This window comes from Sphingomonas sp. Leaf22 (assembly GCF_001421715.1).
Classification (GTDB): domain Bacteria; phylum Pseudomonadota; class Alphaproteobacteria; order Sphingomonadales; family Sphingomonadaceae; genus Sphingomonas.
In genome coordinates, this window is sequence record NZ_LMKP01000041.1 from 142,221 (window position 1) to 167,495 (window position 25,275).

Genomic DNA, 25,275 nt, shown 5'->3' on the forward strand with positions numbered 1-25,275 from the left:
GAAACCATGTCGATCACCATCCGTCCGGTCGTTACCGCTGCCGATCGTAAGGCGTTCATTGCCTTGCCCTATCGACTTTATGCCAACGACCCGCATTGGGTGCCGCCGCTGAAGAGCGAGGTCGCGGCGACGATCGATCCCAAAAAGAACGGCTGGTTCAGCCATGCCGAGGGACAGTTGTTCGTCGCCGAGCGCGACGGCAGGGTCGTCGGGCGGGTGTCGGCGCATATCGACACGCTGGCGCTGACCATGCCGACGGACAAGGGCTTCGGCCCCGGTGTCGGCTTTTGGGGGATGTTCGAGGCCGAGGACGAGGCGATGGCCAAGGTTCTGATCGCGCAGGCCGAGCAGTGGCTGCGGGAAAAGGGCATGACCCGGGCGATCGGTCCGTGCGCGCTGTCGATCTGGGAAGAGCCGGGCTTGCTGATCAAGGGGCATGACCACAGCCCGACCGTGCTGATGGGCCATCACCTGCCGCAATATCAGGGCTGGATCGAGCATGCCGGGTATGCGCCGGTGAAGCAGCTGGTAACGTACGAGCTGGACATCACCGGAGATTTTCCGCCGATCGTCCAGCGCATCGTCGCTGCCGGGGAAAAGAACGACCGGATCCGCATCCGGCGCGTCAATAAGGCGAAGTTCGCCGACGAGGCGACGATCATCCTGCGGATCCTGAACGATGCGTGGTCGGACAATTGGGGCTTCGTCCCGCTGACCCAGCCGGAGGTCGACGATGTCGGCAAGAAGCTGAAGCCGTTGGTGTTCGAGGATTTGATCCGGATCGCCGAGCTGGACGGCGAACCGGTCGCGTTCATGATTACCCTGCCCGACATGAACGAACCGCTCAAACCCATGGGCGGATCGCTGCTGCCGTTCAACTGGCTGAAACTGCTGCTGTGGCTGCGCGCGCCCAAGGCGCGGACGATGCGCGTGCCGTTGATGGGGGTGGTCAAGCGGTTGCAGGCGTCGCGTATGGCGAGCCAACTGGCCTTCATGATGATCGAATATATCCGCCGCGATGCGGTGGCCAAGTTCGGCGCGACCCGTGGCGAGATCGGCTGGGTGCTCGACGACAATCAGGGCATGAACGCGATCGCCACGACCATCGATAGCAAGATCAACCGCGTCTATCAGATGTACGAACGCACCCTTTGACGATGACAGCCGCCGGGCGACCCACCCCGGCGGCAATCGTCATCGATCATCCGCGTGTCAGTACCAGGACGGGGTCGAAGCCGCGGGCGCGCCATTCGTCACGCGTCCGGCAGATCTTGCCCTTTTGCAGCGACCCCTCGCGGCGGTCGATAATGCAGTAACGCTTGGCGCGTGGCGCGGCGGCGACCGGCGTGGTGGCTTGCGTTGCCGGTTCGACGACCGGTGCGGTGGCGGCGAACAGTGCGGTGAGCAGCGTTGCGATCATCATGGTCTTCCCTCCCGTTCGGTACGATCAGCGGCCGGCCAGCGCGGCGTCGAGGTCGACACCCATCGCGGTCCAGTCCTTGCGGGTCTTGCAGATGCGCGGCGCGATACGCGAACCGACGCGTTCGGTGCGGAAGCAATAACGCGCATTCGGTGCGGCCTTGTACCCGACCGCAGCAGGACCGGCGGCCAGCGTGACCGTCAGCGGCAGGACCGATGCGGCGGCGCTGGTAATGACCGGGCTCGGCACGGCGGTGGGCGCAGCTTCCGGTTCGGCGGCATAGGCCGAGGTGCTGGCGACGAGGCCGAGGACGATCGAAGTGGCGAAGCGAATGGCGGTCATGATGCTGTCTCCCTGTGCGATCCGGTATGTTGCCGGACATGCCAGTTACTTTGCAGCGACCGTGCCAGTTTTGATAAACGTTGTTTTACAGATACTTATACAATGACTACAATTGTAGATGTGGTATTCGCCACCAAAACGCAGGAATTTTTACCATCGGTTGGGATGGTATCCCCCGGATCGATCGGCACGGTTCAGAACCGGCGCGATATTCCGCTATAGATGCGCAGTCCGGGCGTATCGTCGTCCAGTCCGGCGACCCCGCCGGCGTCGATCGCGAAGTCGGGCGACACCTGCCACGCAATCGCCAGCGCGAAGCGATGCTCCGTCGTTTCGTCATCGTGCGACCATTGACCCTCGGCGGTCAGCTGGCAGCGATCGGACAGCGTGATGCCGAGACCGATCGTCGCCGTCGCCGCGATCATATGACCCGGTGTCTCCTCCCGCGGCGTCCACGCCAGTTCGGGTGAGAATTGCAGGTTGAGCGTCTTGCTGAGGTCGTAGGAGATCGGGGCCACCATCGCCGCGCCCCAGCCACCCTGCCCGATCGGCGCGCGACCGACCGGCACGGTGATCGAAGGTTGCAAGCCATAGGACAGGCCCTTGCCATCCGGATTGCGCAACGCGATCCGCGCACCGATTTCCACATCGCCACTCCGCGTCGTTCGGCTGCCGCTGGTTCGGTCGCGCTCGATGCCGATCGACGTCCAGTTCAGCTGCGCCTCGACCCGGTCGGTCAGCCCGAGCCGGAACAGGGTATCGCCGAACAACACGGTGTCGGTGTCGTCGCTACGCTCCCAATCCGACAGCGCGGTTTCGACCGCGACCCGACCGGGATCGAGCACGCAGGCCGATTGGCCGAGGCTGGGCCGGGTCGGGCAATAATCCCGCGCCGAGGCACTGCCGATCGCAAGATACGCCGCCACGACCAGCGCGCCCGCACGGATCATCAACGCAGCCGCACCCAGGTCGGCGCATGGTCGCTGGCCTTTTCGCGGCCACGATACGCCTTGTCGACGCCGGCATCGACCATGCGGTCGGCAGCGATCGGGCTGAGCAACAGATGATCGATGCGAAAGCCCGCGTCGCGCTGCCACGATCCGGCCTGATAGTCCCAGAAGGTCCACACGCCCCCCCTGGGAAACCGCGTGCGCAGCGAGTCGGTCCACCCCTGCGCCAGCAACGCCCGGTAACCCGCCCGCGACTCCGGCTGCATCAGCGCGTCGCTCTGCATCGCCCGGACCGAGAAGGTATCGTCGTCATTGGCAATGACGTTATAGTCGCCCGCCAGCACCACGCCGCGCTCCTCGGCCAGCAACGCCGCCGCCCGATCGCGCAGACGATCGATCCAGCGCAGCTTATAGTCGAATTTCGGACCCGGTTGGGGATTGCCGTTGGGCAGATAGATCGATGCGACGATCAGACCATCGACCTCGGCTTCGAGATATCGGCTATGGTCGTCCTCCGGATCGCCGGACAGGCCGCGCTGCCGCTCGACCGGATCGGTGCCGCGCGCGAGAATGGCGACGCCATTGAACCCTTTTTGCCCATGCCACAGTGCGCCATAGCCCGCGGCGCGGATATCGGCTTCGGGAAAGGTCTCGTCGCTCGACTTCAGTTCCTGAAGACAGACGATATCGGGCTGTTCCTTGTCCAGATATTCGAGCAACCGGGGCAGGCGCGCCTTGATACCGTTGACGTTGTAGCTGACGATCCGCACGTCAGACCGCGAAGCTGGTGCCGCAACCGCAGCCCGATGCTGCTTGCGGATTGGTCACCCGGAACGCCGCGCCACCCAGCGATTCGACGAAATCGACCTCGCTGCCGCGCACCAGATCGAGGCTGACCGAATCGACCACCAGCGTTACGCCATCGGTTTGCGCGACGCTGTCATCGGCGTCGACCGTATCGGCCAGTCCGAAGCGATACTGAAAGCCGGAACAGCCGCCCCCTTCGACCGAGAGGCGGAGGATGGCGGGCTTGGCCTGCTTGGCCGCGATCGCCGCGACACGATGGGCGGCAGAGGCGGACAGGGAAATATCGGTGCTGGTCGTCATCGCGTTGAGATAAGCCCACCGCGATCGATCGGCAACGGGTCAGTCGGCGACCGGGCCACCCATCGCCACGCGCTGACGCTGCGCACGGTCCGCCGCCATCGCCAGTTCGCCCGCCTGCAGATAGGGGGCCGGATTGACCGCCGAACCGTCGATACGGACTTCGTAATGCAGGTGGCTGCCGGTCGAACGGCCGGTCGACCCCATCAGGCCGATCAACTGGCCGCGCCGGACGCGCTGGCTGTCATGGACGATGATCTTCGACAAATGGCCATAGCGGGTGGCGATGCCCTTGCCATGGTTCACTTCGATCAGATTGCCATAGCCGCCGGCGCGTTCGGCGCGGGCGATGATGCCGTCGGCGGTGGCATAGACGGGGGTGCCGATCGGGCCGGGGATATCGACCCCGGCATGCATCGCGGCGCTGCCACGGAACGGGTCGGAACGGACGCCGAAATTGCTGGTGAAGGACAGCCGCTCAACCGGCTGATAGGACGGGATCGAGATCGCCGCCTGTTCCAGCGTATCCAGCTTCTTCCAGCTGAGGAACAAGGCGCGAAACTGGGCATCGGCCTGTGCATCGGCGGTGGCGGAGGCGGCGGTCGCTGCGGCGGCGGTGGCGGCATCGACCGGCTCATACGGGCCGCCCATCGCCGGCAGTACCCGGCGCGGGTTCAAGCCCAGCTTGCGAAGGGTCCGGGTCGCATCGGAATAGCGCGCGTCGGCGATCGCCTTGGCGTGCGTCGCCATCGTCGCTTGCTGGCGGGCGACGCGTTCGAACGGGCGGGTGACGAAGTTCACGCCGGTGGCGGGTGCCTGATCGAGCGCAGCCATCGCCAGCGTGTCGGCATCCTCGTCACCGGTCAGAACCGCGGCCAGTGCCGCCTGCCGCTTGTCGAGCCGGGCGGCGTGGGCGCGGGCATCGGCATGAAGGCGGGCGACGTCGGCGCGCATCGCGTCGACCTGCTGCTGCATCGACGCGACCTTTTCGTCCGACGTCGCCACCGCGCCGGTCGCCGCCTGGCTCATGCCGAAGGCCGAGAAGGCGATCGTTACGGCAGCGAGGCCGGCGGCCGCGATCTGGTTACGACCGGTGATCGTGTGGCGACGAAGCTGGCCACCGTCATGGACCAGAAATTGCCGCGTACGGAAGATGGAACGGAACCCTGCGAACGGAGCGTCGTTATTTTTCAATACCGAAGTAATCGACATTATGTCCCGCTATCCGAACAATGTGCGCATGTCGGAAAAGCCGACACGACCGATGAACTCCCATGTCCCGACGGTTTTGCCCCACCGCACGTCGACGGAATGAGGAGATGCCGGATAGCGGTGCCCTTGCGCAAGCGTCCGGCCCGAACCGCGCGGTAAAGCGTCGTACTGGCGCGGCCAGCCGTTTAACCATGTGATCGAACCAGCCGCGTTCATGCCGAACGGTGCGTCCGGTGCCGATGCAATCGATTCGTCGGGCTTACGATTGAACGGCGGAAAGGACGTCCGCGGCGTGGCCGGCGACCTTTACCTTGCGCCATTCGCGGATCAGCCGGCCGTTCGCGTCGAACAGGAATGTCGCCCGCTCGATGCCCATGTAGGTTCGGCCGTACATCTGCTTTTCACCCCATACCCCGAACGCCTCGCACACGCTGCCGTCCCCGTCGCTCGCGAGGGTTACGGTCAGGCCATGTTTTTCGGCGAACCGTGCGAGCTTGGCCGGCGTATCGCGCGAAATGGCAAACACATCTGCCCCGGACTGTTCGAAATCGTCGGCAAGTGCCGAGAAATCCTGCGCTTCGCGCGTACAGCCGGTCGTGTCCGCTTTCGGGTAGAAATACACGACCAGCGGACGCCTTAGCCGTTCCCGCAACGACAGCGGCGTCCCATCCGCCAGCGTCAATTTGCCGTCGGGCAGCGTATCACCGATCGCCAGTGCCATTCACAATCTCCTGCCAGGTTTCATGGACCACCTGCCGTGCGGCATCGAGTCTGACAAGCAGTGCGGGCCAGTCGCTGCAGCCCAGTGCGGCCGCCAAAATCGGCTGCGTCGTTTCCGGCGGGACCTGCGCATCCGGCGCGACCAGCCGCATGGTGACGATCAGGCGGGTGAGGAAATCATGGGCGTCGCGCAGCCCGGCCGGCAACCGCCCGATCGCGACCAGTGCATCGATCGCTTCGCCGAGACGCGGCGACAGCCCCTTCCCGCTCAGCAGCTGGGTGACATGCACCGCGAACTCCAGATCGACCAGACCGCCGGGCGACAGCTTGGCATCGAGCGGGCCGGCGGGCGGTTTGTGCCGGGCCATGTCGGCGCGCATCGCTACCGCTTCCGCCGCGACGTCACGATCGGGCCGGTCGCCCGCCAGCACGCGAGCGATGATCACTGCCGCCGCCGCACGTCCCTCGGGCGATCCCATAATCGGTCGCGCACGGGCGAGCGCCATATGCTCCCACGTCCATGCATCCTCCCGCTGATAGCGTTCGAAGCCGGCGAGCGACACGACCAGGGGGCCTTGCGCGCCCGATGGCCGCAACCGCGTATCGACGTCGTACAGCGGTCCCGAGGCGGTCTGTACCGACAGGGCACCGGTCAGACGCTGCGCCAGCCGGTTGTAATAGAGCACAGCCCCCAATGGCTTCGGACCATCCGATTCCGCCGAGAAATCGCCGGTAAAGCAATAGACCAGATCGAGGTCGGAGGCGTGGGTCAGCGCCCCGCCGCCCAGCCGCCCCAGCGCCAGCACGATCAATTCGCTGTCGGGCACCCGGCCATGCCGCTGCGCGAATTCGTCGACCGTCGCCGTCGCCAGCACCTGTACCGCCGCCTCCGCCACCCGCGCATAGCCATCGGCCACCGCGAGCGGATCGCCGGTCCCGGCCACCACCTGCACCCCCAGCATGAACCGCTTTTCATTGACGACGTCGCGAACGTGATCGAGCAGCCGTTCATATCCCTCGGCCCGCCGCACCGTCATTTCGGCGGCCAGTTCGGCAACCGATCCGACCGGTTCGAGCGCGCGGGCATCGATCAGCCCGTCGAGCAATGTCGCCCGCCGCGCCAGTGCCTCCGCCAATGTCGGTGCATGGCACAGGATCGTACTGAGCAACCGCGCAAGCGCGGGCTGTGCCTCCAGCAGGCGGAACAGGTTGATCGCACTCGGCAGGCGCGCCAGCATCGCGTCGAGCCGAAGCAACGCCGCGTGGGAATCCGCTGCGGTCGCCAGCCCGGCGATCAGGCCGGGCAAGCCGTCCTCCAGCGCCGCGCGCGCCGCCGGACTGCGCAACGCCGGATAGGCCCCGCTGCGCCAGTCGGCGATCCGCCGCGCCACCTGCTCGCCCGATGCGAAGCCGAGCGTTTCGAGCCGGTCGGCAAGGGACTGGGGGTCGACCGGCAAGCCGGGAGTGGATGCGCCGTCGAGCTGGTCGTAAACGGCACCGACTGCTGCGACGTGCGGTGCCATCAGGTCGAGCAACGCCTGCCCGTCAGCAACCCCATGCAGCCGTGCGACCCGGTCGAGGGCGTCGATCTGATCGGGCAGGCTGTGGGTCTGTCGATCGTCGACCATCTGCAACCGGTGTTCGATCGTGCGGAACAGCGTGTAGCCATCGGCCATCACCCGCGCCTCGTCCGCGGAAATCCGCCCGCCCGCCGCGAGCGCGGCCAAAGCGTCGAGCGTCGCCGGTGCCCGCAGTGCCGGATCGCGCCCGCCATGCACCAGTTGATGCACCTGCGCGAAAAACTCCGCCTCCCGGATACCGCCGCGCCCGCGCTTCAGGTCATAACCGGGTCCGAACGCCTGCCCCTGCGCATAATGATCGCGGATTCGGCGCGTGATGTCGCGGATCTCGCCGATCGCGCCGTAATCGAGCGCGCGCCGCCAGACGAACGGCCGGATCGCGTCGAGGAAGCGATTGCCGAGCGCGGTATCGCCCGCCACCGCCCGCGCGCGGATGAACGCCGCCCGCTCCCATGGCAGCGCCGCCGATTCGTAATAGGAGACCGCCGCATCGACCGGCAGCGCGATCGGCGTCGCTTCGGGCGAGGGGCGCAGCCGTAGATCGACGCGCAGGACATAACCGTCGCCGTCGCGCGCTTGGAGCAGCTCGACGACGCGCTTGCCGATCCGCACCGCCGCTTCGACCGGATCGTCGCGCTCGCGCCGCGGCAATATCGCTGGGTCGTAGAGCAGGATCGGGTCGATATCGGACGAATAGTTCAGCTCATGGCTGCCCTGTTTGCCCAGCCCGATCGCGGCGAACCCGACCGGCTCGGCTCCCGGGGTCCGTTCCCCGATCGCCGCCACGATCGCCCGGTGCAACGCGCTATCGGCAAAGTCGCTTAACGTCCGCGTCACGCGTCGCAGATCATACGCACCCGACAGGTCGCCGAGCGCGACCAGCAGCGCGGTCCGCCGCCGTTCGATGCGCAAGCGTTGTGCCAGCGGGAGATCGGGATCGGCAGCGACCGCCGCCAGCGCATCGACGTCGAACCCCGGCAACCGGTCGACAAACGCTGCCTCGCGATCGATCAGGACCGACAGGAACGGGGAGCCGTGACGGACGCGATCGATCAGTTCGGGCGGCAGGTGCATCGCTGGATCGGGCTCCAAGAACGGAAAACATACCCATCCTATCGCCTCACCTATTGAAACGAAACGCGAATGCACACGTTGGAAACTTCATGGCAACACAACCGACCCTTGGCGCTGTACCGTCCGATCGCGGAACGGTCGTGCGCAGTCCGTTGCCGACCGATGGTGTCGGGCGCGCGTTGCGGCAGGTGTTCGACCGCGATAGCCGACTGCCGAGACCATTGGTCGAGTGCCTCCGGCGTCTGGATGAAACGGATCACTGAACGATGTTACTGGCCGGCACGGCGAAGCTTCGAGCTCCGTCAATGCCGACTAATCGTATCGGGTCGAGACCGCGCGACGGGTACCGGCCTTCGAAGCGGCCATAGCGCCGTCATTGGATTACCCGGCAATCAGCGGGTCAACGATCACGGCTCAAATCATCGACCTCGCCCATGATCGTATCCAGCACCGTCTGACCACCATTGTCCGGCTGTTCAGCGCGCGATGGCAGCTTGCCTTCGGTCATCAAGGCTTCGAGTGCGACGCGACCGCGCGCCACCCGGCTCTTGATCGTACCCACCGCCACATTGCAGATTTCGGCAGCCTCTTCGTAGGCAAAGCCGCCAGCGCCGACCAGAATCAGCGCTTCGCGCTGCGGCTGCGGCAGGTGCAGCAATGCCCGCTGCATATCCGCCAGTTCGACGTGGCGATCCTGACTGGCCGGTGCGGCAAGAATACGGTCGGCGACCAGATCGTCCCACTCGCCCTTGAAGCGCGCCCGGCGCATCTGCGACAAATACAGGTTGCGCAGAATGATGAAGGTCCATGCCCGCATGTTCGTGCCGGCCTGGAATCGCTGCCGTGCCGCCCACGCCTTCAACAGCGTTTCCTGGACCAGATCATCCGCCAGATCGCGACTGCCCGACAGCGAACGTCCGAACGCGCGCAGATGCGGGATTACCTGTGCCAGCTGCTTCTTGAACTCAGGATCGGAAAGCGCGACGTGCTCCTGCACCGCGCCTGCCGCGTCCTCGGTGATGTCGGATTCAGTCATTCTTATCCGTTCGATACGCAGTCGGCCCGATGTCGGGCAAAGCCGAACATAGGAAGCGCGTGAGACGATTGCCAGCGGAACCGGGACGAACCGTTTCGTCCCGAACCGAGTATGGCTTCAGGCCAGCAGGATATACGCCATGACCGCGATCACCACGACCAGCGATACGCCCAAAACGTAGCGGGTAACGCCGGGCGTCGAACCGGCTCGCGCGTCGGTTGCGCTGACATGGATGCGTTCGTGATCGTCTGCCATGGCCTATCAATCCCCGAAAAACGTTTTGGGTCCGTACCGTTATTCCGCCGCTTCCGGGACGGTCGCTTCATCGAAGAACAGCGCCTGACTGATCGCCGCCTTCACCGTCGACCGCTGGAACGGCTTGGTGATCAGGAAAGTCGGTTCGGGACGCTCGCCGGTCAGCAGACGCTCGGGGAATGCGGTGATGAAAATTACGGGGACGTTGAATTCGGACAGGATATCCTTGACCGCATCAATGCCCGAGCTGTCGTCGGCCAGCTGGATATCGGCGAGGACGAGGCCGGGCCGGTCCTGCATCGCGAGGGCTACCGCCTCGTCACGGGTAACCGCGACACCGGTGACTTCATGGCCCAGATCGCGAACGATCTGTTCGAGGTCCATCGCGATCAATGGCTCATCCTCGATGATCATCACCCGCGAACGCGTCTGCTGCTCGATCTCGCGCAGGGCTTCGGCGACCAGCTCCTCGACTTCTTCCGGCGTCGCTTCGATCAGATACGCGGCGTCTTCGGTCGTGAAACCTTCCATCGCCGTCAGCAGCAATGCCTGCCGCGACAGCGGGGCGATCCGCGAAAGCCGTGCCTGCGCGATAGCCTCGATCTCGGTCCCCGAGGCGCTGGCCGCACCGAACGCCTCGGGCTGCGACGACGCCCAGATCGCCTGGAACGTGCGATACAGGCCCAGGCGCGGATCGACGTCACGCGGAAATTCTTCCGGTGCCGCGACGATCGCCTCCAGCGTCGCGCGGACATACTGGTCGCCCTCGCTCTGGCTCCCTGTGAGTGCTCGGCCATAGCGCCGGAGGAAGGGAAGATGCGGCGCAAGCTGCTGTCCGAGCGACATGGTCAGATAGGTCTCCTTCGTCACGATCCGGCGGGGAAGCCGGTTCATGCACTGCGTTCTGAAACGATACGGCGCGGGAAAGACGCCTCCCCCGAGTTCGCGTCGTGGCATGGAACCAACGAGCACGTCTTTTGTTTCCTGTCCGCCCGACATGCTGAATCAAGTCCGTCTTGATGCCGGTCGGCAGTTGGTATTCGTGCCGGCACATGTCCGGGCGTCGGGGGAAGGCACAGCTTCGTGAAGGATGGCGAAAATTCGGCTCGGCGGTCGACCGCAAAGTCTGCGGCGACGACGCAACCGGACAAGAAAGATACGTCCAGCCTGGGGAACGCGTTGCGTGCCGTCTATCAGGATGCGGCCGGTGAATCGGTCCCCGACGAGATGCTCGATCTGTTGAACAAGCTAAAATAGCCTCGGCAGTGTGAACACCCCCGTACCAGTCAAGCGGAAGTCGCCCAGCGCGGCTGCCGCGCTTCGTCGGTTTCCGACGGGTGCCAAGCTGATGCTCATCCTCAGCGCGGCGCTCCTTCCGCTTGCGCTGATCGCCCTGTTCGCCACCTTGCAGACGTCGCGGATCGCCGATGTAGATTTGCGCGCAAGGCTTCGGGTCGCGGCAACCGAAGCGTCGCGTGGTATCGCCATCGAGCTCGGCGGCGACATGACCGCCCTGCGCGTGGCGATGACCGCATTGTCCTCCGATCCCGCGAACTCGCCCAGCTGCGCACGGGTCGAAGGGGTGTTTGCGGAGCAGGCGTCGGCCGGCGCCCGCTTCGGCATCTATTCGGCGGACGGCCGGCTGGTTTGCGGGATGGCCATTCCGGTCCGCATGGTCGGAGCCCCGGACGCAGGCGGGGTGCGCGCGCAGGTCGTACCCGATACGGGCGTCGTCCTCGACATTCGCGGCACCAACGAATCCCGCGCGGTCGCGTTCTTTCCGGCCGCGCTGCTGCGCGACAAGTCGCAACCCAGCGGCTTCGCCTTGCCGTTCGAAAGCGGCATCGTCCATGGCGGCGAGGCAGGTCTCAGCCTGTCGACGCTACCACCCGAAACCGGGATCGAGCGGCTGGAGCAGGTCAGCATCCCGCTCAGCATCGACGACCTCGCCTTTACGATGGCGGTACGTCGCGCGCCGATCACGTCGTCGATCATCGTCGCGATGCTGCTGCCGCTGGTGATGTGGTTCGCCGCGACCGGTATCGGCTGGTTCGTGGTCGACCGGCTGCTGATCCGGCCGTTGCGGCAACTGCGCGACGATATCGAGCGGTATCGGCCGGGACATCCGATGGCCGACGTCAATCTGGGCGCGATCCCGGCGCAGGAAATCGCCGATCTGGGCGAGACGTTCCAGGAACTGACGCACACCGTCGAGCGCCACGAGCAATCGATGGCCGACGGTCTGGTACGCCAGACCAAATTGACGCGCGAGGTACATCACCGCGTCAAGAACAACCTGCAAGTCATTGCCAGCCTTATCAACTTTCATGCCCGTAGCGCGCATGGCGCCGCGGCGTCCGATGCCTATGCCACCATCCAGCGGCGGGTCGATGCGCTCGCCGTCGTGCACCGGCATCATTATGCCGAGATGGAGGAAAATCGCGGGCTGGAACTGAAATCGGTCATCGGCGAGCTGGCGTCGAACATCCGCGCAACCTCATCGACCGATACGGCCAAGATCGGCATCACGCTGAACGTCGAACAGGTGCTGGTGACGCAGGACGTCGCGGTCGCCGTCTCGTTCCTGCTGACCGAACTGATCGAACTGGCGGTGTCGGTGAACCCGCAGGCGCAGATCGGCATCTCGCTGCGTCCGGTCGCCGGCAGCGACACCGCGGTGCTGCGGGCGAGTTCGCCGTCGCTGGTCGAGAGCGAGGAGCTCGATGCGCTGGTCGCGACGCGCTATGGCCGGATCATCCTTGGCCTGTCGCGACAGTTGCGCGCGCCGCTGCACCACGATCCGCTGATTGGCGCGTACGAGATCACGATCGCGGCGAAGACGGCGTAAAACGGTCGCGCCGGATCGATGATCGGTTCAGCGCAATCCCAAGAGCTTGTGGGTTTGCAGCGACAGCCGCCAGCGCGGGCGGGCCATGGCAAAGGCGACCGCTTCGTCGCGGTTGAACGCTTCCTGTCCGATCGCGTCCATCGGCTGGACAAGATGATGGACGAAATCCCACTGTTCGATCGCATCGACATCGATGCCGATTTGCGGCCAGACGAGCTTCAGTTCGTCGCCGTTGCGCTGCACGACGTCGCTGCCCGCCTTCGGACTGATGCAGACCCAGTCGATGCCGGGATGGGCGGCGATCGTGCCGTTGCTCTCGATCGCGATCTCGAAACCCTCGGCGTGCAGCGCGTCGACCAGCGCATCGTCGATCTGCAACATCGGCTCGCCGCCGGTCAGCACCACGAAACGCCGCGCCGGCTCCGGCCCCCAATGACCGGCGACCGTTGTCGCCAACGCCACCGCATCGGGAAACTTGCCCCCGCCGACGCCGTCGGTGCCGACGAAATCGGTATCGCAAAACCGGCAGATCGCGTTCTCCCGATCGACCTCCCGACCGGTCCACAAATTACACCCGGCAAAGCGGACGAACACCGCGCGCCGCCCGGCATGCACCCCCTCCCCCTGCAGGGTAAGGAACATCTCCTTGACCGAATAGGTCATCGGCCGGTGTCGGGCGTTTCGGCGTAGCGGGTGGGATCGGGCAGACCGGCCTCGACAAAGCCACGCGCGCGCAGGCGGCAACTGTCGCAGCGTCCACAATGCAGATCGCCGACCGGGTCGTAGCAGGTCCAGCTCATCGCGGCATCGAGGCCAAGTCGATCCGCCTCGCGCGCGATATCGGCCTTGGTCATGTGTTGCAGCGGCGCATGGATGCGGAAGCGGGCACCGTCGCTGCCGGCGCGGGTCGCCAGTTCGGCCAGCGCCTCGAACCCGGCGATGAAATCCGGGCGGCAATCGGGATAGCCCGAATAGTCGAGCGCATTGACCCCGATCCACAGATCGCGCGCGCCCGCCGCCTCGGCCCATCCGAGCGCGAGGCTGAGAAAGATGGTGTTGCGCGCCGGGACGTAGGTGACCGGAATGTCGTTGCCCACGCCGTCCTTGGGCACGTCGATCGACAGGTCGGTCAGCGCCGAACCGCCGAACGCCGACAGGTCGAGCGGCAGGATGACATGGCGTTCGACCCCCAGCGACTCGGCGATGCGCCTGGCCGCGGCCAATTCGATCTGATGGCGCTGGTTGTAATCGATCGACAGGGCCAGCAGCCGGTGACCCGCCTCGCGTGCCAGCGCCGCCGACACCATCGAGTCGAGCCCGCCCGACACCAGCACCACGCTGAGGGGAGAATTCGTCATGCTGCGCTCGCTAAGACTTTCGGGAGGTCAGGGCAACCGCCGGAAAAAGAGCGGGCCGCGATGACGCGGCCCGGAGGGTTCCATGCTTTAGGGGAAACATGCGTGCCCAACCGGACACGCATTTCGTATAACGCGCCTGGCCTAAACATAGGGTTAACGCGCACGACGCGCGCAACTGCCGACCCACCGCGCTTCATAGGCATCCGCGAACGGCATGCCGTCGGCGATCCCCTCGCTCTCGATCCGCAGCGAGCGCGGCGTATCGACATGGACCGTCGTGCGGATGTGGCCGATGCCGGGACAGGTATAATGAACGGTCGATACGCGAGCCGTATTCTCGATCACGAACCGGCTGCATTGCGCGCTGCGCAGCCGCAGTCGCAGAAAGGCCGCCGGATCGGCAAAGCAACTCGTCCGTGCTGCCTCGGGCGATCCGGCCTCGCGCAGCGACCAGTCGCCCGGCGTGACCGCACGCATCGCCGTCAACGTCGGTGCGGCGGCAGGCTGCGCCATCGCTGCCCCCGATGCCAGCACCAGCGCCGCCGCGACCCGGTATATCGACCTACTCGCCATCACGTCCCCCTTACCGCTCGCGTCAGGATGCGATGTCGGCCACTGCCAGCGGAAATTTCGTCGCGCAGAAGGCGCAGTCGACGGTGATGATCCCGTTCTCGTCCGCCATCGCCGCGCGCTCTTCCTCGGGGAAGCGCGAGATCACGCCGGCGATATAGTCGCGGTCGCATCGGCACCCGCGCGACAGGTCGGTGGTGGCGAGGATGCGGACTTCGCGTTCCTCGTTGAACAGCCGCCAGACCAGCGTTTCCAGCGGCACCATCGGATCGGCGAGTTCGTCGGGTCCCATGGTCAAACCCAGCGCCTCGACATGATGCCATTCGGGATGGTCGAGGCGAACGTGCAGCCGTTCGCGACCTTCCTCCCCCTCGGGCAGATGTTGCAGGAAGATGCCGCCGGCGATGCGCTGCCCGTTATCGTCGACGCCGATTCCGAGCCGAACCAGCGACGGGATCTGTTCGGATTGCAGGAAGTAGCTTTCCGCCGCCGCCGCGATCGAATCACCGTCGAGCGGAACGATCCCCTGATAGCGCTCGCCCGACGTCACTTGGTCGAACGTGATCGCCAAATAGCCCTGGCCGAACATCGCGAACAGCGACGGGTCCTCGCCCAGTTCGGCCAGACGATCGGCGTCGAAATCGACATAGCCGCGCAGTTCGCCATGCTTGTAGTCGCACACCATCAGGCGGATGATCCCGCCCTGCGTCTGCGCCTGAAGCGTCAACTGCCCCTCTGCCTCTTTCAGCGTCGTGCCGAGCAACGCCGTCAGCGCCAGCGTTTCGGCCAGCAACTTCTCGATCGGCGCGGGATAGGCGTGCGCAGCGAGGATCGACTGCGCCACCGGACCCAGTCGCACGACGCGACCGCGCGCGTGATGATCGGGCAGCGTGAACCCGATCGCACGATCGAGGTCAGGCAGACGGACGGTATCGGACAAAATCAGGCTCCCCGTGGCCCGACATTCGGGCAAACTGTGATCGATCACTCACATGGGAGCCCGCCAGCGATTCCGCAAGCGCTTTGCGCTATGTTGCGACTGCGAAATAATCGGGTTCGGACGGTTCGATTTGGGGATCTGGAATTGAGGCTCGTACCATCGACATCGTCATCCGGGCTCGACCCGGAATCCCGCTGTTCTTCGATGACGGTGCGTAAAAAGCGGGACCCTGGGTCAAGTCGAGACCTCTGCAAACGTCGCGCGCCAACCAAACCGAGCCGTACCCCCGCGCAGGCGGGGGTCCAGAGCAAAGCAGAACAACGGCTTGCGCCTTAAACTCTGGACCCCCGCCTGCGCGGGGGTACAGCAGGGGGCCAAGATCGGTGCTTTCGCAAAGGTCTCGGTCACGCCCGGGGTGACGATGATGAACGGCAGTCGGTTCCATCATCAGCGTGGCTCGATAGCCGATCGAACCGTCCTGTCATTACTCGACGTACCGGACCGGATTTCCAATGGCAGAGGCGGATCGTATTACGCGCCCCCGCCCCACACCGAACGAAGTACCGATTGCCGATCTACAAGAACCAGCGCGGCCGGTCGGCTCAGCCTACCAGACCGAAACACCAGCGCAGGATCGCCTTCTGCGCATGCAGCCGGTTCTCGGCCTCGGGCCAGATCAGCGACTGCGGCCCGTCGATGACGTCGGGCGTGACTTCTTCGCCGCGATGCGCGGGAAGACAGTGGAGGAATACCGCATCGGCCCTGGCATGCGCCATCAGTGCCGCATCGACCTGATACGGGGCCATTGCCGCCAGCTTCTGCTCGGCATGCGCCTGTCCCATCGAAATCCAGGTATCGGTGACGACGACATCGGCGTCCCGCACGGCCGCGACGGGGTCGCGGGTGACGGTCGCGCGACCGTCTGCCGACGCCACGACGTCTGCCGAGGGATCATAGCCTTCGGGACAGGCGGCGACGACGTCGAACCCCATCAGCGCGCCCGCCTCGACGATCGAATGCAGCACGTTGTTGCCGTCGCCCAACCACGCCCATTTGGTGCCCGGCAATGCCTTGCCCGCTTCGATCACCGTCAGCAGATCGGCGACGATCTGGCACGGATGCGAATGGTCGGTCAGGCCGTTGATAACCGGGACCGAGGCATAGCGGACCATCTCGTCCAGCTTGGCGGGATCGTCGGTCCGGACCATGATCGCGTCGCAATATCCCGACAGGACGCGCGCGGTGTCGGCGACGGTCTCACCGCGGCCCAATTGGGTGGTGCCGGCGTCGAGCACCAGCGCCGACCCGCCCAGCTGGCGCATCGCCATGTCGAACGACACGCGCGTCCGGGTCGACGACTTTTCGAACACGCAGGCGAGCGTATGCCCGGCGAGCGACGCATCGGCATCGGCCCGCCCCTTCGGCCAGCCCTTGCGCGCGGCCTTCGCATCGAGCGCGTCGTTGAGAATGGCGGCGATGCCGTCGGCACCGGCCGAGGCTAGATCGAGGAAATGGCGCATTTTTTCAGTCCTCCCCATCGCAGATGGGGAGGGGGACCATGCGCAGCATGGTGGAGGGGCCTCCACCGGCGTGTCGCATGGGGCGTTCCCCCCTCCACCAGCCTGCGGCTGGTCCCCCTCCCCATCTGTGATGGGGAGGAATGGTTCAATCAATCGTCGGCGACGGGCACGTAGACCCGGGCGGCGGCGGACAGCTTTTCGACGGCTTCCGCGATGTGGCGCTCTTCGATCACCAGCGGCGGCAGGACGCGGACGACATTGTCGCCGGCCGCGACCGTCAGCAACTGGTGCTGGTCGCGCAGATGCGCGACGAAGCGGCGGCTGTCGGACTTCAGCTTGATGCCGAGCATCAGCCCCTTGCCGCGAATCTCCTGAAACAGGTGGTCGTGGTTCGGGATCATCTGTTCGAGGCTGGCGCGCAGCCGGTCGCCCATCGCCTTCACATGGTCGAAGAAGCCGGGTTCGAGCATCACGTCGAGCACCGCCTGCCCCGCCGCCATCGCCAGCGGATTGCCGCCATAGGTCGAACCATGCGTGCCGAACACCATGCCCTTGGCCGCTTCCGCGGTCGCAAGGCATGCACCGAACGGAAAGCCGCCGCCGATCCCCTTGGCCGACGAAACTATGTCGGGCGTCACGCCATAGTGTTCGTGGGCGAACAACGTGCCGGTCCGGCCATAGCCGCACTGCACCTCGTCCAGCACCAGCAACAGGCCGTGCTCGTCGCAGGCCTTGCGCAGGCCGGTCAGGAACTCGGGCGTCGCGGTACGCAGGCCGCCCTCGCCCTGGATCGGCTCGACGAGGAACCCTGCCGTATTGTCGTCGATCAGCGCGAGTGCACCTTCGAGATCATTGAACTCGGCATAGCGGAAGCCCGGCAAAAGCGGTTCGAACCCGTCGCGCATCTTGGCCTGATTGGTCGCCGAAATGGTGCCGAGCGTCCGGCCGTGAAACGCCTGATTGAAGGTAATCAGCGTGTGCCGCTGCGGATTGCCGTTGGCGAAGTGGAAACGGCGCGCGGTCTTGATCGCGCATTCGACCGCTTCGGCACCCGAATTGGTGAAGAACACCGTGTCGGCAAAGCTGTTGTCGACGATCCGCTGCGCCAGTGCCTCGCCCTGCGGGCTGCCGTACAGGTTGCTGACGTGGATCAGGGTCGCGGCCTGTTCCTGGATCGCCTTGGTCAGGTGCGGATGGCCATGGCCGAGCGCGTTGACGGCGATGCCGGCGGCAAAATCGAGATACTCGGTGCCGTCCTCGCCATACAGGTAGCAGCCCTCGCCTCGGACCGGACGCACGCCGCACCGTGGATAGACGGGCATCAGTGCGGGGGTCGTCATCGAACTGCTCCTTTGAGAAATATCGGCGCTGAAAACGCAAAAGGGCGGTCAACCGGACCGCCCGGAGCGGCGCTGTACCGCCCCCGAGGGGCTTACGTCAATTCTTGAGCTTCCACCCCGACCGCAGCAGCGCATAGCAGCCGATCGCCATCGCGATATCGACCGCGAGGATCACCGCGCCGCCCAGCAGCACCGGCGAGTCGGCACGTTCGAGGAAACCGTAGCGGAAGCCGGAGATGATGTAGAAAAACGGGTTCAGGTGGCTGATCGTCCGGAAATGCGGTGCCAGCGATTCGACCGAATAGAAGGTACCCGACAACAGGGTCAGCGGCCCGATCACGAAATTGGTGATGGCGGCGGCGTGGTCGAACTTTTCCGCCCAGATCGAGGTCATGACCCCGGCGAGCGCGAGGAAGGTCGATCCGAACAGCCCGAACCACAGCACGGCACCGGGATGGCGCGGCATGACGTGGACGCCGGGATAGAGCAGCATCGCGAACCACAGCACGATCCCGACGAGGAACGCGCGCGTCACCGCCCCGCCGACCAGCGCCGCCAGCAATTCACCGGTGGACAGGGGCGGCATCAGGTAATCGACCACCGTCCCCTGAATCTTGCCGACCAGCAGCGCGAAGCTGGAATTGGCGAAGGCGTTGTTGAGCATCGCCATGGCGATCAGCCCCGGTGCGACGAAATCGGGGAACGGCACGCCCAGTACCGACCGCCCGGCCCCACCCATCGCCACCGAAAAGATGACGAGGAACAGCAGCGTCGTGACCGCCGGTGCCCAGATGGTCTGAAGCTGCACCTTGAAGAAGCGGCGCACCTCCTTGATATAGAGCGTGCGCAGGCCGCCCCAGTTGACGTTCCGGATGACCGGCACGCCGGGGTCGGCAAGGACGATTTTTGCGCGCAACGGGGATTGTTCCTGCATGGCTGTGTCGCCTAATCGCTGGCGAGGGCGGCGGCAAGGATCAAGGTCGTCCGGGCGCCACTGGAATATGAAGGACAAGGACGGGCATGAGCTGGACCGAAGAACGCATCGCGACACTGGCCAAGATGTGGGAATCGGGGATGACCGCCAGCCAGATCGCCGAGGAGCTCGGCGGGATCAGCCGGAACGCGGTGATCGGCAAGGCGCATCGTCTGGGCCTGCAATCGCGCCCGTCGCCGGTGCGGTCGAACGACGCGTCGAAGGCCGCCGCCGCTGCCCCCAAGCCCGCTCCGGTCGAGCCGGCTCCGGTAGTCGAGGCCGCGCCGCCTGCGCCCAAGCCCGCGCCTGAACCGAAACCTGCGCCCGAACCCAAGCCCGCGCCGGTGGTCGCCGCCGAACCGGTCGCGCCCAAGCCGGCCGCTCCGAAGCCCCCGGTCGAGGACGATCCGTTCACGGCCCTTCCCGTCAGCGCCGATGACGCCGACGAGGAGGAAGAGGAAGAAGCGGAAGATGACGCACCCGCTGCTCCGAAACAGCGCGACATGCCGGTCATGCGCTCGGTCGGTCCCGGCGGTTTCCTGCGGCAGAATCCGGGTGAACAGACCGCACCGCTGACCCCTGCCCCGCCGCGCCGTCTGGTCCCGGCCCGGCCGAGCGATGCGATCGCGGGCAAGACGACGTTGCTCGATCTGAACGACCGAATCTGCAAATGGCCGATCGGCCATCCGGGCGAACCCGATTTCCATTTCTGCGGTGACAAGGTCAATCCGGGCTTCCCGTACTGCGTCGCGCATTGCGGCCATGCCTATCAGGCGCAGCTGCCCCGCCGCGACCGCCGCCCGCCGCCGCCGTTGCCGTATGGTGGGCCTAGGGTTCGCTGATCGCGCAAGGCCGAGCAAAGCTCGGCCGCGCAACCAGCGATCAGCGCGGCCGGCGCGGTCAAAGCCGCGACCGACGGCATGGGCTTCGCCCATGCCCGCCAGCACATTCCCAACGCAGATCGACATAAGCCCATGGCGCTAGCGATCTGCTCCCCTCCCTGAAAGGGAGGGGTCGGGGGTGGGTCGGCCAGCGAGGGAGGGTCACGCCCGCCAACGGGCCAACCCACCCCCAGCCCCTCCCTTCCAGGGAGGGGAGAACTGGCATCAGCCGCTGAATGGCGATCATTTCTACCCCCCCCACCCCCGCTTTGCGGATGACCCCGTTTCGTTCTATACGCCCCGCATGGCCGAAAATCTGTTCGAAGCGAACGTCCCTTCCCAGCCCGCCTATGACGCGTCGTCGATCGAGGTGCTGGAGGGGCTGGAGCCGGTCCGCCGCCGGCCGGGCATGTATATCGGCGGCACCGACGAACGCGCGCTGCACCATCTGGCTGCCGAAGTCCTCGACAATGCGATGGACGAAGCGGTCGCCGGTCATGCGAACCGGATCGAAGTGCAGCTGGACGTCGGCAACCGGCTGACGATCATCGACAACGGTCGCGGTATCCCGGTCGATCCGCACCCCAAATTTCCCGACAAATCGGCGCTCGAAGTCATTCTGTCGACGCTGCATTCGGGCGGCAAGTTCGCGGGCAAGGCCTATGCCACGTCGGGCGGCCTGCACGGCGTCGGCATCTCGGTCGTCAATGCGCTGTCGGTGGATACGGTGGTCGAGGTCGCGCGCGACCGGCAGCTATATCGCCAGCGTTTCTCGCAGGGGCAGACGCTCGGCGCGCTCGAACATGTCGGCGCGGCCCCCAATCGGCGCGGCACGCTGGTCGCGTTCACGCCCGATGCCGAAATCTTCGCCGATCTTCAGTTCAAGCCCGCGCGGCTGCACAAGCTGGTGCGGTCGAAAGCCTATCTGTTCGCCGGCGTCGAAATCCGCTGGAAATGTGCGCCCGAGCTGGTCGCCGGCACGGACGTACCCGCCGAAGCCGTCTTCCAGTTCCCCGGCGGCCTTGCCGACCATCTGCGCGAACAGATTGGCGGCCGCGAATGTGCGACCGCCGATTTCTTCACCGGTCGACAGGATTTTCCGGGCGAACAGGGCCGGGTCGAATGGGCAGTCGCATGGCCGCTATGGAGCGACGGCAGCTATAGCTATTATTGCAACACCATCCCGACCCCCGATGGCGGCACCCATGAACAGGGGTTGCGGCAGGCGCTGGTCCGGGGCCTGCGCGGGTTCGCCGATCTGGTGGGGAACAAGCGCGCCAAGGACATGACCGCCGACGACGTGACGGTCGGCTGCGAACTGATGCTGTCGGTGTTCATTCGCGAACCGCAATTCCAGAGCCAGACCAAGGATCGCCTGACCAGCGTCGAGGCGGCGAGCCTCGTCGAAAAGGCGGTACGCGACCATTTCGACCATTTCCTCAGCCACAATATGGACCGGGGCAAGGCGCTGCTCGGCCTCGTGCTCGACCGGATGGACGAACGCCTGCGCCGCAAGGCCGAACGCGAGGTCAAGCGCAAGACCGCGACGTCGTCGCGCAAGCTGCGCCTGCCCGGCAAGCTGACCGATTGCGCCTCCGACGACCCCGCCGGCACCGAATTGTTCATCGTCGAGGGTGATTCGGCGGGTGGTTCGGCCAAGCAGGCGCGCGACCGCAAGACGCAGGCGATCCTGCCGATCCGCGGCAAGATCCTGAACGTCGCCTCCGCGACCAGTGCCAAGATCCTCGCCAATCAGGAAATCGCCGATCTGGTCCTCGCCATGGGCTGCGGCACGCGCAAGGACTGTCAGCCCGATGCGCTGCGCTACGAGCGTATCGTCATCATGACCGACGCCGATGTCGACGGCGCGCATATCGCGACGTTGCTGATGACCTTCTTTTTCCAGGAAATGCCGGAGGTCGTGCGGCGCGGACACCTCTATTTGGCGCAGCCGCCGCTGTACCGGCTGACGGTGGGAGCCAGGTCGCTCTATGCCCGCGACGATGCGCACCGCGCCGAGCTGGAACGCACCGCGTTTCGCGGCAAGAAGGTCGAGGTCGGCCGGTTCAAGGGGCTGGGGGAGATGAACCCCGGCCAGCTTCGCGAAACGACGATGGACCCGAAGACGCGCAGCATGATCCGCATCACCCTGCCGCAGGAATATGAGGAGCGTGCGGCGGTCAAGGATCTGGTCGACCGGTTGATGGGCACCAACCCCGCGCACCGCTTCGCCTTCATTCAGGAGAATGCCGCGCGGCTCGACGACGAAGTCATCGACGCCTGAACCTCCGCCTCAGTTGACGGTCGGCACGGCATTCGCCACCCTCGGATCAGGGGACAAGGGGGAATTCGAATGCTGGCGGCAACGTTCCTGATGGCAGCGGCAGCACAGACGGCACCCGCACCGGCACCGGCCGCAAATGCCGAGGTCGAGCGCCGGGCGCGTGACGTCGTGGCGATCCTCTCCGGTCGGGGCGACTATGATTCGGTCTTCGCGCCGTCCTTCCGCACCGCCGTGCCGCGGGCGCAGTTCGACGCGATCGGCGCGCAACTGACGCAGGCGCTCGGCAAGCCGACCGGTGTCGAGGCGGTGCAGCCGACCGGGCCGTGGTCGGCACGAATCCGCATCGGCTATGATCGCGGCGTCCTGAATGCCGATGTCGCGATCGACCCGAACGGAGCGCACCCGATCACCGGCCTCCTGACCCGCGGAATCGAACCGCGCGGTCCGGTCGCCGCGACGATCGACGCCGTCGTCGAACAGGTCGCCGCCCTGCCCGGCCATGGTGGCTTCACCCTTGCCAGGCTCGGCAGCGGTGCCCCGCAACCGCTCCAGAGCCATGCGGCGTCCACACCGCTCGCGATCGGTTCGGCGTTCAAACTCGTGATCCTCGCCGAACTGGTGCGATCGATCGAGGCAGGCGAGCGGAAATGGAGCGACGTCGTCACGCTCGACGGATCGGCGCTGCCGGGCGGCGGCTATGCCCAGCAGCCGAAGGGAACGCGGGTTCCGTTCCGCGACCTCGCCGAACGGATGATTTCGGTCAGCGACAACAGCGCGACCGATATCCTGTTGTTCCAGCTCGGCCGGCAGAAGGTCGAGGCGATGTTGCCCGTCGTCGGCATGACCGATGGCGGGACGCGCAACGTCCCGTTCCTCGGCACCCTCGAAATGTTCAAGCTGAAGGGCGTCGAGGGCGGCGCGCTGGGAACCCGGTATCTGGCGCTGCCGACGGCGCAGCGTCGCGCGTTCCTCGACGGGCCGGTTCGCGACACGCCGATCGCGGCGATTCCCGCCAATCTGTTTCAGGACGGCAAGCCGCTGCGCATCGAACAGATCGAATGGTTCGCCAGCCCGAACGATCTGGTGCGGACGATGGACTGGCTGCGACGGCACTTCGACGGATCGGCAGGGGCGGACCTCCGCGCCGTCCTGTCGAAAAACCCCGGCCTTGCCGAACCGGCGGCGAACTGGCGCTATGTCGGTTACAAGGGCGGGTCGGAGCCGGGCGTACTCACCATGACGTTCCTGCTGCAGGGCAAGGACGGCGGTTGGTACGCGATGTCGGGCGGCGTCAACGATCCGGCGAAACCGGTCGATACGCTGCGGTTCACGGCGTTGATGGGTCGCGCGCTGGACCTTGCCGCGCAGCGATAGAGGTGGGAGCCGGACGACCCGCTGCGAAATCGTTGCGGCTGCTTCCTTCCGGACCTGACCGGGTTGGCGACGGCATCGTCCGCCCGACTCCCGCGCGCCATATGGGCGAAGCGTCGCGCCGACGCAAGTCCGTCAGTTCACCTTGCGCGGCAGTCGCGAATAGGGGACGAAATCGTCGAGCGACAGCGACCCGCTGAACATCTGCGAATTGCGGTCGACCAGCGTGACGATATCGATCCGGCACAATCGCGTTCCGATCGTGCGGGTTACGAGGATGTCGTCCCGGTCGGCGATCGTGCCACCGGCCGGCCGGTTGACCATCAACGTGCCGTTGTTCATCCGATAGACGATCCCGATATTTGGGACGATCTCGCTCGATCGAATGTCGCGCAGGTTGATGCAATCCACCGGCTTGCCCATCGTCCGCCCCTCGACGATGCGCGCCAGTTCCGCCTCGCTGGCCGCGACGCGGTCCTGTGCGATGACCGGGCTGGCGATCAGGGCGGAAGCGAGGATCAGGATCGGTAGGCGCATGGCGTAGGGTCCCGGGAAAGAGCGATCCGCACGTTCATACGCGATCGTAACTGAACGTGCGCTGACGGACGATCAACGCAGTCGACCGCCCGTCCGCTCCCTGCCAACCTGAAGGCTGTTTGAAAACTCGCGGTAGAGCGAGTTTCACAGGCGGTGCCGGCGCATTTCCAAACGGACTCTTACAGCGCGGCGGCAGCTTCGATGATCGGCACGAACTTCGAAGCGGTCAGGCTGGCCCCACCGACCAGCGCCCCGTCGACATCCTCGATCGACAGGATCGATCCGGCATTGGCACCGGTGACCGATCCGCCATAGAGGATGCGGATGCCGTCGGCGGCATCGCCCACCATCTGGCGCAGCTTGGCGCGGGCGATCGCATGGACCTGCGCGATTTCGTCGGCCGACGGCGTGCGGCCGGTGCCGATTGCCCAGCGCGGTTCGTAGGCGAGCGTGAACCAGTCGCCGCTGGCACCTTCGGGCACCGATTTTTCGATCTGCGCCTGCACCACGCGTTCGGCGCGGCCGGCGTCGCGTTCCGCCTCGGTCTCGCCGCAGCACAGGATCACGGCCAGACCCTGCCTGCGGGCGGCGGCGGCCTTGGCCCATGCGTCGTGGCTGGTTTCGTTCTGGTCGGTGCGGCGCTCGCTATGGCCGACGATCACGACCTGTGCCCCGACCTCGCGCAACATCTCGGCCGACAGGCAGCCGGTATGCGCGCCGCGGTCGTTGGCATGCACGTCCTGTCCACCGATCTGCACCGATTTGGCGATCTCGGCCGCGTGGTGGACCAGCGTGGCCGGCACGCACAGCGCGACATCGACGCCCGGCGCGGCGGCGGCGGCGGCATCGATCGCCTCGATCTCGGCCAGTTGCGCCCGCAGCCCGTGCATCTTCCAGTTCCCCGCGACCAGCTTGCGACGACTCATCGTTCCGGCTCCCAGCCCGTTTTACATGTTCTAC

General features: G+C 65.8%; 25 protein-coding genes, 1 other RNA gene and 1 pseudogene. 6 read left to right on the forward strand and 21 right to left on the reverse strand.

Annotated features, from left to right (window positions below):
• Window positions 1–6 precede the first annotated feature (6 nt).
• Window positions 7–1,155, forward strand: coding sequence for a hypothetical protein (locus tag ASE70_RS14370; RefSeq protein ID WP_056401254.1), 1,149 nt, complete (start codon window positions 7–9; stop codon window positions 1,153–1,155).
• Between the two features lie 46 nt (window positions 1,156–1,201).
• Here the strand turns inward: ASE70_RS14370 and ASE70_RS14375 are convergent, their stop codons facing one another.
• The 11 genes from ASE70_RS14375 to ASE70_RS14425 form a co-directional block, all read right to left on the reverse strand.
• On the reverse strand, window positions 1,202–1,423 hold the full coding sequence (locus ASE70_RS14375; protein WP_056401257.1) for a hypothetical protein: 222 nt from the start codon (window positions 1,421–1,423) through the stop codon (window positions 1,202–1,204).
• A 24-nt stretch (window positions 1,424–1,447) separates the two neighbouring features.
• A complete protein-coding gene (locus ASE70_RS14380) occupies window positions 1,448–1,762 on the reverse strand; it encodes a hypothetical protein (protein WP_056506153.1) in 315 nt (104 codons plus the stop codon).
• 194 nt (window positions 1,763–1,956) lie between these two features.
• A complete protein-coding gene (locus tag ASE70_RS14385) occupies window positions 1,957–2,712 on the reverse strand; it encodes a transporter (protein WP_056506156.1) in 756 nt (251 codons plus the stop codon).
• The gene (gene xth / locus ASE70_RS14390) at window positions 2,712–3,482 is read right to left on the reverse strand and encodes an exodeoxyribonuclease III (protein WP_056506159.1); all 771 of its coding nucleotides are present in this window, start codon (window positions 3,480–3,482) and stop codon (window positions 2,712–2,714) included. The genes ASE70_RS14385 and xth overlap by 1 nt, the downstream gene beginning before the upstream one ends.
• A 1-nt stretch (window position 3,483) precedes the next feature.
• Window positions 3,484–3,819 carry a HesB/IscA family protein gene (locus ASE70_RS14395; protein WP_056506162.1) on the reverse strand — a complete coding sequence of 112 codons (336 nt, stop codon included), beginning with the start codon at window positions 3,817–3,819 and terminating at the stop codon, window positions 3,484–3,486.
• Window positions 3,820–3,858: 39 nt separating this feature from the next.
• Complete coding sequence (locus ASE70_RS14400; RefSeq protein ID WP_056506165.1) at window positions 3,859–5,028, reverse strand: M23 family metallopeptidase; 1,170 nt, start codon at window positions 5,026–5,028, stop codon at window positions 3,859–3,861.
• Window positions 5,029–5,287: 259 nt separating this feature from the next.
• On the reverse strand, window positions 5,288–5,749 hold the full coding sequence (locus ASE70_RS14405) for a peroxiredoxin (protein ID WP_056506169.1): 462 nt from the start codon (window positions 5,747–5,749) through the stop codon (window positions 5,288–5,290).
• The gene (locus tag ASE70_RS14410) at window positions 5,730–8,402 is read right to left on the reverse strand and encodes a bifunctional [glutamine synthetase] adenylyltransferase/[glutamine synthetase]-adenylyl-L-tyrosine phosphorylase (protein ID WP_056506172.1); all 2,673 of its coding nucleotides are present in this window, start codon (window positions 8,400–8,402) and stop codon (window positions 5,730–5,732) included. The genes ASE70_RS14405 and ASE70_RS14410 overlap by 20 nt, the downstream gene beginning before the upstream one ends.
• Before the next feature lie 400 nt (window positions 8,403–8,802).
• Entirely contained in the window at window positions 8,803–9,438 is a 636-nt protein-coding gene (locus ASE70_RS14415) for a sigma-70 family RNA polymerase sigma factor (protein ID WP_056506174.1), read from the reverse strand.
• A 117-nt stretch (window positions 9,439–9,555) separates the two neighbouring features.
• Entirely contained in the window at window positions 9,556–9,693 is a 138-nt protein-coding gene (locus ASE70_RS20450; protein ID WP_056506177.1) for a hypothetical protein, read from the reverse strand.
• Between the two features lie 39 nt (window positions 9,694–9,732).
• Window positions 9,733–10,539 (reverse strand): response regulator, encoded by an 807-nt coding sequence (locus ASE70_RS14425; protein ID WP_056401471.1) that lies wholly within the window; start codon window positions 10,537–10,539, stop codon window positions 9,733–9,735.
• A gap of 237 nt (window positions 10,540–10,776) precedes the next feature.
• On the opposite strand from ASE70_RS14425, the gene ASE70_RS20220 reads away from it, so the two are divergent.
• Together ASE70_RS20220 and ASE70_RS14430 are read left to right on the forward strand one after the other, a co-directional pair.
• On the forward strand, window positions 10,777–10,950 hold the full coding sequence (locus tag ASE70_RS20220) for a NepR family anti-sigma factor (RefSeq protein WP_162235990.1): 174 nt from the start codon (window positions 10,777–10,779) through the stop codon (window positions 10,948–10,950).
• Window positions 10,951–11,041: 91 nt separating this feature from the next.
• The gene (locus ASE70_RS14430; protein WP_082451071.1) at window positions 11,042–12,541 is read left to right on the forward strand and encodes a sensor histidine kinase; all 1,500 of its coding nucleotides are present in this window, start codon (window positions 11,042–11,044) and stop codon (window positions 12,539–12,541) included.
• A gap of 27 nt (window positions 12,542–12,568) precedes the next feature.
• Here the strand turns inward: ASE70_RS14430 and queE are convergent, their stop codons facing one another.
• The 7 genes and pseudogenes from queE to ASE70_RS14465 all read right to left on the reverse strand — a co-directional run bounded on the left by queE (window position 12,569) and on the right by ASE70_RS14465 (window position 19,185).
• A complete protein-coding gene (queE, locus tag ASE70_RS14435) occupies window positions 12,569–13,204 on the reverse strand; it encodes a 7-carboxy-7-deazaguanine synthase (protein ID WP_056401283.1) in 636 nt (211 codons plus the stop codon).
• Window positions 13,201–13,905: pseudogene (gene queC / locus ASE70_RS14440) on the reverse strand (7-cyano-7-deazaguanine synthase QueC); the annotation flags it as partial. The gene queE and the pseudogene queC, both read right to left, overlap by 4 nt.
• A gap of 147 nt (window positions 13,906–14,052) precedes the next feature.
• Window positions 14,053–14,472: a hypothetical protein gene (locus tag ASE70_RS14445; RefSeq protein ID WP_056506184.1), complete on the reverse strand. Its 420-nt coding sequence runs from the start codon at window positions 14,470–14,472 to the stop codon at window positions 14,053–14,055.
• Window positions 14,473–14,494: 22 nt separating this feature from the next.
• Window positions 14,495–15,409, reverse strand: coding sequence for an Hsp33 family molecular chaperone HslO (gene hslO / locus ASE70_RS14450; protein WP_082451072.1), 915 nt, complete (start codon window positions 15,407–15,409; stop codon window positions 14,495–14,497).
• 602 nt (window positions 15,410–16,011) lie between these two features.
• Complete coding sequence (argF, locus tag ASE70_RS14455; RefSeq protein WP_056506186.1) at window positions 16,012–16,929, reverse strand: ornithine carbamoyltransferase; 918 nt, start codon at window positions 16,927–16,929, stop codon at window positions 16,012–16,014.
• Between the two features lie 149 nt (window positions 16,930–17,078).
• Window positions 17,079–18,269, reverse strand: a complete 1,191-nt coding sequence (locus tag ASE70_RS14460) for an aspartate aminotransferase family protein (RefSeq protein WP_056401293.1) — start codon at window positions 18,267–18,269, stop codon at window positions 17,079–17,081.
• A gap of 97 nt (window positions 18,270–18,366) precedes the next feature.
• Window positions 18,367–19,185: an ABC transporter permease gene (locus ASE70_RS14465; RefSeq protein WP_443024895.1), complete on the reverse strand. Its 819-nt coding sequence runs from the start codon at window positions 19,183–19,185 to the stop codon at window positions 18,367–18,369.
• A 104-nt stretch (window positions 19,186–19,289) separates the two neighbouring features.
• On the opposite strand from ASE70_RS14465, the gene ASE70_RS14470 reads away from it, so the two are divergent.
• The 3 genes from ASE70_RS14470 (at window position 19,290) to ASE70_RS14480 (ending at window position 23,781) form a co-directional block, all read left to right on the forward strand.
• The gene (locus ASE70_RS14470; protein ID WP_056506189.1) at window positions 19,290–20,084 is read left to right on the forward strand and encodes a GcrA family cell cycle regulator; all 795 of its coding nucleotides are present in this window, start codon (window positions 19,290–19,292) and stop codon (window positions 20,082–20,084) included.
• A gap of 343 nt (window positions 20,085–20,427) precedes the next feature.
• Window positions 20,428–22,407, forward strand: coding sequence for a DNA topoisomerase IV subunit B (parE, locus tag ASE70_RS14475; RefSeq protein WP_056506192.1), 1,980 nt, complete (start codon window positions 20,428–20,430; stop codon window positions 22,405–22,407).
• Between the two features lie 69 nt (window positions 22,408–22,476).
• A complete protein-coding gene (locus ASE70_RS14480) occupies window positions 22,477–23,781 on the forward strand; it encodes a serine hydrolase (protein WP_156356285.1) in 1,305 nt (434 codons plus the stop codon).
• Here the strand turns inward: ASE70_RS14480 and ffs are convergent.
• The 3 genes from ffs to tpiA all read right to left on the reverse strand — a co-directional run bounded on the left by ffs (window position 23,780) and on the right by tpiA (window position 25,241).
• Window positions 23,780–23,876, reverse strand: an RNA gene (gene ffs, locus ASE70_RS19355) — signal recognition particle sRNA small type. The two genes, ASE70_RS14480 and ffs, sit on opposite strands and share 2 nt — an antisense overlap.
• A 37-nt stretch (window positions 23,877–23,913) precedes the next feature.
• Entirely contained in the window at window positions 23,914–24,315 is a 402-nt protein-coding gene (locus tag ASE70_RS14485; protein WP_056506198.1) for a hypothetical protein, read from the reverse strand.
• Window positions 24,316–24,494: 179 nt separating this feature from the next.
• Entirely contained in the window at window positions 24,495–25,241 is a 747-nt protein-coding gene (gene tpiA / locus ASE70_RS14490; protein ID WP_056506200.1) for a triose-phosphate isomerase, read from the reverse strand.
• Window positions 25,242–25,275: the final 34 nt, after the last annotated feature.

What these genes read in the sequence shown, in the direction of transcription:
- ASE70_RS14370 (WP_056401254.1), top strand. Translation starts at nt 7, where the DNA reads ATGTCGATCACCATCCGTCCGGTCGTTACCGCTGCCGATCGTAAGGCG.
- ASE70_RS14375 (WP_056401257.1), bottom strand. Translation starts at nt 1,423, where the DNA reads ATGATGATCGCAACGCTGCTCACCGCACTGTTCGCCGCCACCGCACCG.
- ASE70_RS14380 (WP_056506153.1), bottom strand. Translation starts at nt 1,762, where the DNA reads ATGACCGCCATTCGCTTCGCCACTTCGATCGTCCTCGGCCTCGTCGCC.
- ASE70_RS14385 (WP_056506156.1), bottom strand. Translation starts at nt 2,712, where the DNA reads ATGATCCGTGCGGGCGCGCTGGTCGTGGCGGCGTATCTTGCGATCGGC.
- ASE70_RS14395 (WP_056506162.1), bottom strand. Translation starts at nt 3,819, where the DNA reads ATGACGACCAGCACCGATATTTCCCTGTCCGCCTCTGCCGCCCATCGT.
- ASE70_RS14400 (WP_056506165.1), bottom strand. Translation starts at nt 5,028, where the DNA reads ATGTCGATTACTTCGGTATTGAAAAATAACGACGCTCCGTTCGCAGGG.
- ASE70_RS14405 (WP_056506169.1), bottom strand. Translation starts at nt 5,749, where the DNA reads ATGGCACTGGCGATCGGTGATACGCTGCCCGACGGCAAATTGACGCTG.
- ASE70_RS14410 (WP_056506172.1), bottom strand. Translation starts at nt 8,402, where the DNA reads ATGCACCTGCCGCCCGAACTGATCGATCGCGTCCGTCACGGCTCCCCG.
- ASE70_RS14415 (WP_056506174.1), bottom strand. Translation starts at nt 9,438, where the DNA reads ATGACTGAATCCGACATCACCGAGGACGCGGCAGGCGCGGTGCAGGAG.
- ASE70_RS20450 (WP_056506177.1), bottom strand. Translation starts at nt 9,693, where the DNA reads ATGGCAGACGATCACGAACGCATCCATGTCAGCGCAACCGACGCGCGA.
- ASE70_RS14425 (WP_056401471.1), bottom strand. Translation starts at nt 10,539, where the DNA reads ATGTCGCTCGGACAGCAGCTTGCGCCGCATCTTCCCTTCCTCCGGCGC.
- ASE70_RS14430 (WP_082451071.1), top strand. Translation starts at nt 11,042, where the DNA reads ATGCTCATCCTCAGCGCGGCGCTCCTTCCGCTTGCGCTGATCGCCCTG.
- queE (WP_056401283.1), bottom strand. Translation starts at nt 13,204, where the DNA reads ATGACCTATTCGGTCAAGGAGATGTTCCTTACCCTGCAGGGGGAGGGG.
- ASE70_RS14445 (WP_056506184.1), bottom strand. Translation starts at nt 14,472, where the DNA reads ATGGCGAGTAGGTCGATATACCGGGTCGCGGCGGCGCTGGTGCTGGCA.
- argF (WP_056506186.1), bottom strand. Translation starts at nt 16,929, where the DNA reads ATGCGCCATTTCCTCGATCTAGCCTCGGCCGGTGCCGACGGCATCGCC.
- ASE70_RS14460 (WP_056401293.1), bottom strand. Translation starts at nt 18,269, where the DNA reads ATGACGACCCCCGCACTGATGCCCGTCTATCCACGGTGCGGCGTGCGT.
- ASE70_RS14470 (WP_056506189.1), top strand. Translation starts at nt 19,290, where the DNA reads ATGAGCTGGACCGAAGAACGCATCGCGACACTGGCCAAGATGTGGGAA.
- parE (WP_056506192.1), top strand. Translation starts at nt 20,428, where the DNA reads ATGGCCGAAAATCTGTTCGAAGCGAACGTCCCTTCCCAGCCCGCCTAT.
- ASE70_RS14480 (WP_156356285.1), top strand. Translation starts at nt 22,477, where the DNA reads ATGCTGGCGGCAACGTTCCTGATGGCAGCGGCAGCACAGACGGCACCC.
- ASE70_RS14485 (WP_056506198.1), bottom strand. Translation starts at nt 24,315, where the DNA reads ATGCGCCTACCGATCCTGATCCTCGCTTCCGCCCTGATCGCCAGCCCG.
- tpiA (WP_056506200.1), bottom strand. Translation starts at nt 25,241, where the DNA reads ATGAGTCGTCGCAAGCTGGTCGCGGGGAACTGGAAGATGCACGGGCTG.